We start from the raw sequence: 12,517 nt of genomic DNA on the forward strand, positions 1-12,517 counted from the left end.
GGGACGTGTCGGGGGTGTGCACTACGATTAGACGGCATGACTGAAACTCCCAACGAGGCCCAGCACGCAGACCCCATCGAGGTGTGGCCGGGCTCCGCGTACCCGCTCGGCTCGACCTACGACGGTGCGGGCACCAACTTCGCCATCTTCTCCTCCGTCGCCGAACGGGTGGAGCTGTGCCTCATTGATAGGGAGGGCGCGGAAACGCGCGTTGAGCTGGACGAGGTGGATAACCACGTCTGGCACGCGTACCTACCCGGGGTGGCGCCCGGCCAGCGCTACGGCTACCGCGTCCACGGCCCGTGGGACCCCCAGAACGGTAAGCGCTGCGACCCGTCGAAGCTGCTGGTGGACCCGTACGCCCGGGCCTTTGACGGGCAGTTCGAAAAAGATTCCTCCCTCTTCTCGTACGACCCGAACGCCGAGGAGCCGGGCGAGGGCCGCAACGAGGAGGACTCGCTCGGCCGCACCATGCGCTCCGTGGTGATCAACCCGTTCTTCGACTGGGGCGATGACCGCTCGCCGAACATCCCCGACGAGGAGATGGTGATCTACGAGTGCCACGTCAAGGGCATGACGCAGACCCACCCGGATGTGCCGGAGCACCTGCGCGGCACCTACGCGGGCATGGCCCACCCGGCGATGGTGGAGTACCTGAAAGACCTGGGCGTGACCTCCGTGGAGCTGCTGCCGGTGCACCAGTTTTACCAGGACGACCGGCTGCGGGACTTGGGCCTGCGCAACTACTGGGGCTACAACACCTTCGGCTTCTTCGCCCCGGAGTATGACTACGCTTCGGCGGGCAAACCGGGCGACGCCGTGGCGGAGTTCAAGCACATGGTGCGCGCCTACCACGAGGCCGGCATGGAGATCATCCTCGACGTGGTGTACAACCACACCGCCGAGGGCAACCACATGGGCCCCACCATCGCCTTCCGCGGCATCGACAACGAGGCCTACTACCGCCTGGTTGACGGGGACAAGTTCCACTACATGGACTACACCGGCACCGGCAACTCCTTCAACGTGCGCGACCCGCACTCGCTGCAGCTGATCATGGACTCGCTGCGCTATTGGGTCACCGAGATGCACGTGGACGGCTTCCGCTTCGACCTCGCCTCAACCCTCGCCCGCGAGTTCTCCGACGTGGACCGGCTGGCCACCTTCTTCGACCTGGTTCAGCAGGACCCGATTGTGAGCCAGGTCAAGCTCATCGCCGAGCCGTGGGACGTGGGCGAGAACGGCTACCAGGTGGGCAACTTCCCGCCGCTGTGGAGCGAGTGGAACGGCAAGTACCGCGACACCATGCGCGATTTCTGGCGCGGCGAGTCCTCCACCCTGGGCGAGTTCGCCTCCCGCCTCACCGGCTCGTCCGACCTCTACGAGCACAACGGCCGCCGCCCCACGGCGTCCATCAACTTCATCACCGCGCACGACGGCTTCACCCTCAACGACCTGGTCAGCTACAACGAGAAGCACAACGAGGCCAACGGCGAGGACAACCGGGACGGCGAGAGCCACAACCGCTCCTGGAACTGCGGCGTGGAGGGCCCGACGGACGACCCGGAGGTGCAGCGCCTTCGCGCGCAGCAGCGCCGTAACTTCCTCACCACCTTGCTGCTCTCCCAGGGCACGCCGATGCTCGCGCACGGCGACGAGTTCGCGCGCACGCAGGGCGGCAACAACAACGTGTACTGCCAGGACAACGAGATCGCGTGGATGAACTGGGACCGCCTGGAGGAGGCCGAGCAACTCCACGGCTTTACCAAGCGTTTGATCTCCCTGCGCCGCGAGCACCCGATCTTCCGCCGCCGCCGCTTCCTCGCGGGCGGCGCGCTGGGCACCGACGCGGGCGACCGCGAGATTGCCTGGCTGGTGCCGGACGGCCGGCTGATGACGCAGGAGGACTGGGACTCCGCCTTCGGCAAGGCGCTGACGGTCTACCTCAACGGCGAGGCGATCACCGAGACCGACCGCCGGGGCCGCCGCGTGACGGACGACTCGTTCATCCTCATGTTCAACGCCCACTTCGAGGACATTGAGTTCACCGTTCCGCCGGCGGAATTCGGGGCCCGCTGGGAGGTGCTGGTAGACACCACCGAGCCGCTCGGCTACCCATCCGAGGCGGTCTCCCTGGCCGCCGGGGACACCACGGTGGTGCCGGCCCGCTCCACGCTCGTGCTCAAACAGGCGGAGTAGGGGGCTTCTGCTTGGCGACGCTACCCTGAGTGGGCGAACACCAGCGAGAAGGAAGGCGAGAAGTGATTGCAGCACACGGCACACGAGTTTCCGTGACACATGAGGACGTGATTCTCACGCCCACCGCGCTGACCGCCTCCCTCGCCGGCAACTCGGGCGACACCCGCATCCCCGTCGCCGCCATCACCGGCACCGCCGTGGTGGAGGGCGACGCCTGGACCCCCTATGCGCTGCGCATCACCACCGAGGACGGCGAGCGCACGGTGCGCTTTTCCCCCGGGGATGCGGAGGGCCCAGCGGCGCTTGCCGCGTTGCTTGCGGGGGCGTGCCGGGGTGATGCCCCGGATGCCGAGCCGGTGGCGGGCGGCGCGGGCATCCCCGGCTTCGACTTCGTGGCGCTCGACGTGGAGACGGCCAACCAGAACTGGGGCTCCATCTGCCAAATCGGCCTGGTGCGCATCGTGGACGGCGAGGAGGTGGCGCGCGAATCCTGGCTGTGCCGCCCACCAGCGGGCATGGACGAGTTCGACCCCTTCAACGTGGGCATCCACGGCATCACCGCCGAGGCGGTGGCCGGCTCGCCCGAGGTGGGCGAGCTCATCGGACAGCTGCGCGAGTTCGTCGGCGAGCTGCCACTGGTGGCCCACAACGCGCAGTTCGACGCGACGGCGCTGCGCACTGCGTGCGTGGCCGCCGGCCGAGAGGTGCCGGAACTCATGTTCGCCTGCTCCCTCGCCCAGGCCCGCGCCACCAAGCTGGAGGTGGTCAACCACCGGCTGCCAACGCTCGCGGAATTCTTCGGCGTGGCGCTGGACAACCACCACGACGCAGCGGCGGACGCCGCCGCCTGCGCAGGGATTATGGTCGGCTTGGCGCGCCGCGCCGCCCATGAAGGCTCGCTGATGAGCTTCGTGCACGACGCGGGCTTCGCACTCGGCTCTATCGATGCGGACCGCGTCACCCCGGTGCTGCGCGACCGCTCCGGCGCCACCCGCGCCCTGCAGGCCAGCCGGGTGGCCGCCACCGGCGACACCGCCGCCGCCGTCAACGCGGTGGTGGAGCCGCGGGGTAGCAACCAGGACGGCCCCGGCGACGCCCCCGCGACGCGCGGACGCGGACGCGGCGTGGAGAGCAGCGGGGGAAACCAGCGCGGCCCGGCCCCGTGGCAGGCCGTGGCCACCCCGGACACGGTGCCCGACCCCAACCCAGACGCGGACCCGGATTCACCGCTCTACGGCGAGAACGTCACGCTCACCGGGGACTTCGAGCCCCACGACAAGGGCGAGTTGTGGTCCCGCATCGCCGAGCTGGGCGGCCAGGTAGGTAAGAACGTGACCAAGAAAACCACCATCCTGGTGGCCGGCGAGTGGGCGACCATGACCAGCAAAGAGAAGCGGGCCCGGGAGCTGCGGGACAAGGGCCAGGACATCAAGATCTGGCAGGCCGCCCAGTTACTGGACGCCCTCGGCCTCGACGCCTGAATCCGGCAAGACCTTTGGGGCCCGAGGGAACCGGAGGCGCCGCGCGCGCGTCTAATACACATGCCCGCTCATGCTCCGTACCGCCCCTCGCCCCAATTCATCACGCCCCGCCTCGCCCGGCGCGCCGCGGTCTCCTCAATCAGGTCCCGCGAGTGGGTGACGCCCGAGTTCGGGGCCTCGACCGCCTTCATCAGCCTGTCTCCCGGCCTCGTGTGCGTTTTTGACGCGCCTGGGGAGCGCGGCCTCACCCACCAGTCCATCGGGGCGAGGGGCATGAGCGTGCAGCAGGCGTGGAACGCATCCGCCGACACGTTGTTGAGCACCGCGTCCCGGGGCGCCAACCTGGAGTTTTGGGTCCGCCCCGCCCGCGCATCCCTCGGCCACCTCGCCCCGGCCGGGTTCGAGATCCGCGGCGGCGCCGTTCCCGCCGCCTCGTGGCTGGCTCACCCGCGCACCTTCAACGCGCTTCACGCCCACTGCGCCGCAGTCTTCGCCGCGGAGGGGCAGCTGACCTTCTTCAGCCGGGACGACCGCGAGCTCTTCGTCTTCACCGCGCCCGAGCACGAGGTGGCCGCTGCGCTCGGCGAGCACCCGCTGATCCGCTACTCCCTGGGCTTTCCGCTGCTGGCGCACCGCGAGGCGGCGGCCGCGTAGCGGGTGGAAGTAGGGTTGGCGGGGTGCGCCGCGTGCTCCCCCGTTCCACGCCGGTGCGTTGAGAGTCAAAAAGGAGTCCACCCACCATCATGCGCCGGCCCATCACATCCACCTATCGCCTGCAACTGCGCGGCCGAGCCGCCGACCCCGAGGGGCGCCGGTTCGGGTTTGCCGAGGCCGCAGAGCAGATTCCCTACCTGCGGGCCTTGGGCGTGTCGCACCTCTACCTCTCCCCCATTTTCACCGCCCCCGAGGGGTCGAACCACAACTACGACGTCACCGACCCCACCACCGTGAACCCGGAGCTGGGCGGGATCGACGGGCTGCGGGAGCTGGCGCGCGCCGCGCACGACGCTGGCCTGGGCCTCGTGCTGGACATCGTGCCCAACCATCTCGGGGTGGAAACGCCGCGAATGAACAAGTGGTGGTGGGACGTGTTGAAACACGGCCAGGAGTCGGAGTTTGAGCCCTACTTCGACATCGATTGGCACGAGGATAACGGCGCGGGCGGGAAACTGGGCTTGCCGGTACTCGCCCGCGAGGGCGACGAGGACAAGCTGGAACTCGTCCACCTGGCCGCGGACGAGTTCCCCGAGGGCGACGCCCCGGACGGCGAGGACGTGCTGAAGTACTTCGACAGCTACTTCCCGCTCGCCCCCGGCACCTACGAGGGCTTGGGCGATGATCCCCGCGAGGTCTACGAGCGGCAGCCCTACCGGCTCATGTTCTGGCGCGACGGGGTGATCTCCTACCGCCGCTTTTTCTCGGTCAACGGGCTTGCGGGCGTGCGCGAGGAGGACCCGCTCGTGTTCGAGCACGCCCACCGCGTGCTGCGCCAGCTCATCGCGGAGGACCTGATTGACGGCGTCCGGGTGGACCACCCCGACGGCCTTGCCGACCCATTCGAGTACCTCACCCGCCTGCGCGAGGTCATCGGGCAGGACCGTTGGTTGGTGGTGGAGAAGATCCTCAGCCCGGACGAGCCGCTGGATCCCCGCCTCAACATCGACGGCACTACCGGCTACGACGCGATGCGAGAGCTCGACGGCGTTTTTGTGAACCGTCGGGCCGAGGACGCCCTGGGCATGCTCGCACTGCAGGAGAGCGGCTCCACCTGGGACGAGGCGGCCATTACGGTGGCTGAGCGCCAGCTCAAGGCGAAGGTGGCCAAGTACGAGTTGTGGGCGGAGATCCGCCGCCTGGTGCGCGCAATCCGGCGCGACAACTTCTCCACCGCGGGCCAAGACGTTTCGGACGAAGACCTCGCCGACACCGTGATGGAGCTGGTGGCCACGATCCCGGTGTACCGGGCCGATTACCGCTCCCTGTCGCGCATCACCGCGAGCGTCATCGCCGAGATGAGCCGGGAGTTCCCCCAGCGCAGCGACGCACTCGACCTGATCGCGGCGGCGCTGCTGGCGGAGGGCGAGGCGAAGACGCGCTTCGCGCAGGTCTGCGGCGCGGTGATGGCCAAGGGCGTGGAGGACACGCTGTTCTACCGCGCCAGCCGGCTCGTCGCGCTCCAAGAGGTTGGCGGCGCCCCGGGCCGCTTCGGCGTAGGGCCGGCGGAGTTCCACCTGCTCCAGCAGGAGCGGGCGCAGCTGTGGCCGCACGCGATGACGTCACTGACCACCCACGACACGAAGCGGACCGAGGACACGCGGGCCAGGATGCTCGAGATGGCGGAGGTGCCGGACGCCTTTGCCAAGTTCACCCGCGAGGTTTTCTCCATGGTCCCGCCGCCGGATGCCGCCACGGGGCACTTCCTGCTGCAGAACGTGGTTGGGGTGTGGCCCGCGGACGGCGCGACCAACGAGGCGCTCCGGGAGCGGCTCCACGCCTACGCCACCAAGGCTATCCGCGAGGCCGGGGTGCACACCACCTGGTTCGATGTCGAGGACGGCTTCGAGCAGCAGGTGCTTGCTTGGGTAGATGCGCTGCTCGACGGTCCGGCGGCGGAAATCATCACGGATTTTGCCTCCCTCCTGCACCGCGGCGGCGTCCAGGTGTCGCTCGGCCGCAAGGCGCTCCAGCTGGCGGGCGCGGGTGTCCCGGACACCTACCAGGGCCAGGAGTTCCTCGACTTTTCGCTGGTGGACCCGGACAACCGCAGGTTTGTGGATTACGCAGCTCGCGCGGACGCCCTGGATGGCTACCTCGCACAGCGCGAAGGCGACGGTGAGCGCGAGGGGGAGGGCGATTTCAACCTGCGCGCATTCCTCGGCGCCGAGGCGGAACCGGGCGGGGCCGCCGGCTACACCTGGCTCGCGGGCGAGGGCGCGAGCTTGGCCAAGCAGCTCATCACCCGCGAGGGCCTCCAGCTGCGCCGCGAGCACCCGGACCTCTTCCTCGAGGGCGGGCACCAGGCAGTCTTCGCGGTTGGGGAGGCAGACGAGCACCTGGTGGGCCTCGCCCGCGGCGCCACCTCAGCTCCTGGCTCCGCGGAGGGGCTCGGCGTCATCGCGGTGGCCACCCGCCTGCCGCTCGCGCTGCACGAGCGCGGCGGCTGGGGCGAAACGACGCTGCAGCTTCCTAGCGGCGAGTGGGCCGACCGTTTTACCGGCCGGGTCTTCACCGGTGTGGTGCGCGTGGCCGATCTGCTGGACACGCTGCCCACCGCCCTATTAGTGTCCACCCGGCTAACGGAGGCCGCGCGGCTGTGAGCGGGAGCGAGCGGAAACCGGAGCAGCGGCCCGGGAAGGTTCCGGACGCAACCATCGCCCGGCTGGGTTCCACCTACTTTGCGTGGGTGCGGGCGCACGAGGACCTCGCCCCGACGTTCCGCGGGGCGCTGCACGAGCTCATGCGCGACGCGGGCGTGAACTTCGACAGGGTCGACGTGCGGGTGAAGACGTGGCCGTCGCTGAAGGCAAAGGCCCGTAAGCTGCGCGCGGACGGCTCACCCATGTACCCCGACCCGTGGAACGACATCAAGGACATCGTGGGCGCGCGCATCACGGTACTGCACTCCACCGAGATACCGGCGGTGCAGCGCCTCCTCGCGGACCAGTTCGAGGTGCTGCGCAGCGTGGACAAGGCACAGGAAACCCGGGTGGCGGGCGCCTTCGGCTACGGCTCGCACCACCTGGTCCTGCGCGTGGAGGAGCAATCCGAGGGCCTGGAAGAGTTCGCGGGCACGGTCTTCGAGGTGCAGGTGCGCACGGTCCTGCAGCACGCGTGGGCGGAGTTCGAGCACGACATCCGCTACAAGCGGTCGGCCGGAGAGACGCTGGACCCGCAAGTGGACCGGGCCTTCACCCTCGCGGCGGGCCTCATCGAGCTGGCGGACCAGCAGTTCGACCAGATCGCGGAAATTACCAGCCCTCGGGAGGAGGGCGTGGCGGGCCTCGGCGACGCGGCGGACGCGGACCTCACGGCCGAGACGCTGCCGGGCATCCTCACCATCCTGCTGGGCACCCGCTTCCCCATCTCGCGGGCGGCGGACTACCGGTTCCTGCTCGAGCTTCTGCGCATCCACGGCGTGGAGGAGGTGGGCGATCTGGCCGAGCTGCTGGGCGCCGCCGATATCGAGGCGGTGTCCAACTCGCTCGATTACCCCTTCAACCCGGGCCAGGTGCGGCTTGTAGACGACCTGTTGCTCAACCGCTTCGGCTCCGAGCACATCGAGCGCACCTGGGACGCGGGCAACCGCCCGAAGCTGCGGCGCAGCAAGCTCACGCGGCGCCTAGCCACGCTGCGCGGCGAGCCGCCGCGCGAGTAACGGCGCCCCTCAGTTGCCGCGGCCCAGCAGGCGGTCGGTCTCGCGGCGCTCCTTCTTGGTGGGCCGGCCGGCGCCGCGGTCGCGCTGGGGCAGCGTGGCAAAGATGTCCATGGGCGGCGGGGGCGGCGAAGTGTCGATGTAGCACTGGCGGGCGATCGGCGCGCCCACGCGCTTCTTCACGGTGGCCACCACCTCGAACTCGAGGTAGCGGTGGTCCTTCCACACCCTCACAGCGTCGCCCGGCACCACCTGGGCGGCCGCCTTCACGGTCTGCTCGTTGAGTTTCACGTGCCCGGCGCGCACAGCCTCGGCCGCCTGGCTGCGCGTTTTGAAGATGCGCACGGCCCACAGCCAGACGTCGATGCGAACGGCGGAACCGGTTGGCTGGTTCGCGGTCACAAACGGCCTGCCCGCGGCCTAGTACTCGTCGACGTGGTTGACAATCTGCTGCGCGCGGTTGTAGTTCACAAACCCGCCCACCGCGGCCACGATGAAGCCGAGGATAAGCAGGAACCAGGAGTGGTTGGCCAGGAAGAACAGGATCACGCCGCCGGCGAGGCCGCCGCCGGCCCAGGCGACCGCGGAGTTCATGTACTTGCGCATCTGCTGCTTGCGCTGCTCGATGGGGTTATTGGGGCGGGGCTGCATGGTCATGGCCGCCATTCTAGTAGCACCGCCAGCGCCGCCGGTTACGCGTCAACCTCGATCCATCTGTGGCCGGCTGCCTTGGCTTCGGCTTGGCCTTGGGTGGAGGCTGCGAGGTGGGCGTCGATAAGCGGGCGCTCCCCCGGCGCGAAGGCGAGGGTGTAGCGCGCGAGCGAGCCGTACTCCACCCCCACAACGTCCACGCCGTGGACGCGTAGCTCGGCCTCTACGCGCCCTGCCTCGGCGTGCGGCAGGTTGACGGTGACCAGCTCGCGCACCACGCGGCGCCGGCGGCGGACCTGCGGTAACGCGTCCGCCACCGCGTCGGTGTACGCGCTGACCAACCCTCCGGTGCCGAGCTTGACGCCGCCGAAGTAGCGGATCACCACGGCCGCCACGTCGAGCATGCCGGAGCCTTTGAGCACTTCGAGCATGGGGCGCCCGGCGGTGCCGGAGGGCTCGCCGTCGTCGGAGGAGCGCTCGATGGGCTGCGCCCCCTCCACGTGGACGACGAAGGCGGAGCAGTGGTGGCGCGCGTCGGGGTACGACTCGCGCGCGGCGTGGATCAGCGCGCGGGCATCGTCCTCGCTGCGCGCCCGGTCGATCCAGGTGATGAAGCGGGAGCGCTTCACCTCGAACTCGTGGGTGGTAAGGCCCTCGGCGGGCAGTTCGTATGAGGTGAGCATGGTGCGCTCAATCCTATACATCTTACGCTGCCGAAGATCTGACGCGTTTCAAAGTTGTTAGTGAGGGTATCACATACAAATTGAGTCAGGTAGTATTTGAAAATAAATCCATTAATATACAGTTCGAATCAACTTATTTTAGATGCTATCTAAAGCCAGGAGACGCCGGTGCCCGGCCAGCGCTACGCTTTCGCGCTTTTCGACGGCACCGCCTGGACCGCCCCCCTGCCGGACCCGCGCACCCGCCTGCAGCCCAACGGCGTGCACGGCCCCTCCGAGGTGGTGCCCGCGGACTTCGCCTGGACGGACGGGGGTTGGCGCGGCATCCCGCTGCGGGATCAGGTGCTCTACGAGCTGCACGTGGGCACCTTCACCCCGGAGGGCACCTTCGACGCGGCGGCGGCCAAGCTCGACCACCTTGTGGCGCTGGGCGTCAACGCGGTGGAGCTGATGCCGGTGCAGCCCTTCGCGGGCGCCCGGAACTGGGGGTACGACGGCGTGGATTGGTTTGCCGTGCACGAAGCCTACGGCGGGCCGGCGGGGCTGAAGCGGTTTGTGGACGCGGCCCACGCCCGCGGCCTCGCCGTGCTGCTGGACGTGGTGTACAACCACTTCGGCCCGGAGGGCAACTACAACGAGGCGTTCGGCCCCTACCTCACCGCCGGCAATACCGGCTGGGGCAACGTGGTGAACATCTCCGGCAGCGGGTCCGACGAGGTGCGCGCCTACATCCTCGACGCGGTGCGCCAGTGGCTGAACGAGTTCCACGTGGACGGGCTGCGCCTCGACGCGGTGCAGGCCTACGACGACCGCCGCGCCTTCTCCATCATGGAGGAGATCCGCGCCGTGGCGGACGAGGTGGCCGCGGCGACGGGCATCCCCCGCACCATCATCGGCGAGACGGACCAGAACGACCCGCGCATTGTCAACGACGAATCCCGCGGCGGCTACGGCCTGTCCGCCCAGTGGCTCGACGACGTCCACCATGCCCTGCACACCCTGCTCACCGGCGAGCGGGAGCGCTACTACGTGGACTACGGCACGGTGGACATCCTCGCCGACACGCTGCGCCACGCCTACCGCTTCCGCGACACGTTCTCCACATTCCGGGGTCGCACCCACGGCCGCCCGCTCGACCTCTCCCATGTCGCGCCGTGGCGCATGGTCACGTACACCACCAACCACGACCAGACGGGCAACAGGGCGGCTGGGGACCGGCCGTCGCAAAGCATGAAGCCCCACCAGCTCGCGCTGCGGGCGGCGACGATCCTCCTCTCCCCCTTTACCCCCATGCTGTTCATGGGCGAGGAGTTCGCGGCGCGCACCCCGTTCCCCTTCTTCGTGTCGCACTCCGACGCGGAGCTCAACCGCCTGACTCGTGAGGGGCGCATGCGGGAGTGGGGCGCGGGCGGCGCCGAGATGCCCGACCCGAGCGCGGTGGAGACGTTCGAATCCGCCAAGCTTGACTGGGACTTCGACGCGGAGCAGCGCGAGATGCTCGAGGCGTACCGGCGGCTGCTTAAGATCCGGCGCGACCACGGCTTCAACCGCGACGACCTCCGCGAGCTGGAGGTCGAGCACGGCGGGGCGTGGCTGACCATGCGCGAGCGCGGCGGCGACGTGGTCTTCGCCGCCAACTACTCCGGCGCGGACGTTGAGGTGCCGGCGGGCGGCGAGCTGCTGTACTCCTTCACAAGCCCGCGCGTCGGCGAGGCGCAAACGGTGCTGGACCCGTGGGGGTTCGCGGTGCTGCGTACCCGGTAAGCACCCGGTAAGCAGCCGCTAGCCGCTAGCCGGAGACGATGTACTCGTACTCCGGCGTGCCCGGCTCGAGGCGGCGGCACTCGATGGGCGACGCTTCCATGCGATCGAGAAGCGGGGTGAGGTCCGCCGCCCGGGTCAGTTCGAGGCCCACGAGCGCGGCGCCCGTCTCGCGGTTGTTCTTCTTCAGGTACTCAAAGAGCACGATGTCATCGTCCGGGCCGAGGATGTCCGTGAGGAAGGAGCGCAGCTGCCCCGGCTCCTGCGGGAAGTTGACCAAAAAGTAGTGGCGCAACCCCTGGTGCACCAGCGAGCGCTCCATCACCTCGGCGTAGCGCAGCACGTCATTGTTGCCGCCGGAGATCACGCACACCACCGTGGAGCCCGGCTTGATGTCGAACTTCTCCAGGCCCGCCACCGACAGCGCGCCCGCGGGCTCGGCGATGATGCCCTCGTTCTGGTACAGCGCCAGCATCTCGGTGCACACCGCACCCTCCTCGGCGCGGCGCAGGTCGATGCGGCTTTGGTTGCGCTCCGCCACCTCGTAGGGGAAGTCGCCGATGCGCTTGACCGCGGCGCCGTCTACGAATGGGTCGATGCGCTCGAGCGTGACCGGCCCGCCGTTCGCTATGGCCGCCTGCAGTGACGCCGCACCGCTCGGCTCCACGCCCACCACCGCCGTGCGCGGCGACATGTCCGCCACGTAGGAGGTGATGCCGGCCAGCAGCCCGCCGCCGCCCACTGGCACCACGATGGTGTCCAGCTCGCGGCCGAGAACTGTCAGCTGCGCGAGCACCTCCGCCGCCACCGTGCCCTGGCCGATCACGGTGTCGCGGGCGTCAAAGGGCTCCACGATCGTCGCCCCGCGCTCGATCGCGTCCGCCCGCGCCGCCTGGGCGGCCTCGTCGAAGGTGTTGCCGGTGACCACGAGCTCGATGTTGTCGCCCCCGTGCACCCGGATGCGGTCGCGCTTCTGCTTCGGCGTGGGCTTGGGCACGAAGATCTTGCCCTGGATGCCCAGCACACGGCAGGCGTAGGCCACGCCCTGGGCGTGGTTGCCCGCCGACGCCGCAACCACGCCCGCCTCCCGGTCCTTCTGGCTCAGCCCCGAGATGTTGTAGTACGCGCCCCGGATCTTGTAGGAGCGCACGTCCTGCAGGTCCTCGCGCTTGAGGTAGATGCGTGCACCGAACTTCTCGGACAGGCGCGGGCAGTACTGCAGCGGCGTCGGCTCGATCACCGAGGAAATCCGGGCCTGCGCCGCCTGGATGTCAGCGGCGCGCACCGCCTCGAACGCCGCTGCGTGGGTGCTGTCCTGCTCCATGCCTGTGCTCATGGGGACCAATCTTAAACCCTCGCCAAACGGGGGC

Annotated in this window: 10 protein-coding genes; 6 read left to right on the forward strand and 4 right to left on the reverse strand. The window is 69.1% G+C overall.

Annotated features, from left to right (window positions below):
• Nucleotides 1–36: 36 nt before the first annotated feature.
• From glgX to BN4252_RS04190, 5 genes are all read left to right on the forward strand, one after another.
• Nucleotides 37–2,199 (forward strand): glycogen debranching protein GlgX, encoded by a 2,163-nt coding sequence (glgX, locus tag BN4252_RS04170; protein WP_066526231.1) that lies wholly within the window; start codon nucleotides 37–39, stop codon nucleotides 2,197–2,199.
• Between the two features lie 62 nt (nucleotides 2,200–2,261).
• Nucleotides 2,262–3,680 carry an exonuclease domain-containing protein gene (locus tag BN4252_RS04175; RefSeq protein ID WP_066526235.1) on the forward strand — a complete coding sequence of 473 codons (1,419 nt, stop codon included), beginning with the start codon at nucleotides 2,262–2,264 and terminating at the stop codon, nucleotides 3,678–3,680.
• Nucleotides 3,681–3,740: 60 nt separating this feature from the next.
• Nucleotides 3,741–4,334: a hypothetical protein gene (locus BN4252_RS04180; RefSeq protein WP_066526238.1), complete on the forward strand. Its 594-nt coding sequence runs from the start codon at nucleotides 3,741–3,743 to the stop codon at nucleotides 4,332–4,334.
• A gap of 89 nt (nucleotides 4,335–4,423) precedes the next feature.
• Nucleotides 4,424–6,997, forward strand: a complete 2,574-nt coding sequence (gene treY / locus BN4252_RS04185; protein ID WP_066526241.1) for a malto-oligosyltrehalose synthase — start codon at nucleotides 4,424–4,426, stop codon at nucleotides 6,995–6,997.
• Entirely contained in the window at nucleotides 6,994–8,055 is a 1,062-nt protein-coding gene (locus tag BN4252_RS04190) for a GTP pyrophosphokinase (protein ID WP_066526245.1), read from the forward strand. The genes treY and BN4252_RS04190 overlap by 4 nt, the downstream gene beginning before the upstream one ends.
• Before the next feature lie 9 nt (nucleotides 8,056–8,064).
• Here BN4252_RS04190 and BN4252_RS04195 read toward each other — a convergent pair whose 3' ends face one another.
• From BN4252_RS04195 to BN4252_RS04205, 3 genes are read right to left on the reverse strand one after another with little or no spacing between them, the layout of a single operon-like run.
• Entirely contained in the window at nucleotides 8,065–8,454 is a 390-nt protein-coding gene (locus BN4252_RS04195; RefSeq protein WP_066526252.1) for an RNA-binding S4 domain-containing protein, read from the reverse strand.
• 18 nt (nucleotides 8,455–8,472) lie between these two features.
• Nucleotides 8,473–8,709 (reverse strand): hypothetical protein, encoded by a 237-nt coding sequence (locus tag BN4252_RS04200; RefSeq protein WP_066526665.1) that lies wholly within the window; start codon nucleotides 8,707–8,709, stop codon nucleotides 8,473–8,475.
• A 35-nt stretch (nucleotides 8,710–8,744) separates the two neighbouring features.
• Nucleotides 8,745–9,386 (reverse strand): IMPACT family protein, encoded by a 642-nt coding sequence (locus tag BN4252_RS04205; protein WP_066526255.1) that lies wholly within the window; start codon nucleotides 9,384–9,386, stop codon nucleotides 8,745–8,747.
• Nucleotides 9,387–9,554: 168 nt separating this feature from the next.
• Here BN4252_RS04205 and treZ point away from each other — a divergent pair, with 168 nt between their 5' ends.
• Nucleotides 9,555–11,150, forward strand: coding sequence for a malto-oligosyltrehalose trehalohydrolase (gene treZ / locus BN4252_RS04210; protein ID WP_078056758.1), 1,596 nt, complete (start codon nucleotides 9,555–9,557; stop codon nucleotides 11,148–11,150).
• A gap of 25 nt (nucleotides 11,151–11,175) precedes the next feature.
• On the opposite strand, the gene ilvA is transcribed toward treZ, so the two are convergent.
• Nucleotides 11,176–12,483, reverse strand: coding sequence for a threonine ammonia-lyase IlvA (gene ilvA, locus BN4252_RS04215; RefSeq protein WP_187370919.1), 1,308 nt, complete (start codon nucleotides 12,481–12,483; stop codon nucleotides 11,176–11,178).
• Nucleotides 12,484–12,517: the final 34 nt, after the last annotated feature.

It is taken from the genome of Corynebacterium bouchesdurhonense (assembly GCF_900078305.2).
In the GTDB taxonomy this organism is placed as follows: domain Bacteria; phylum Actinomycetota; class Actinomycetes; order Mycobacteriales; family Mycobacteriaceae; genus Corynebacterium; species Corynebacterium bouchesdurhonense.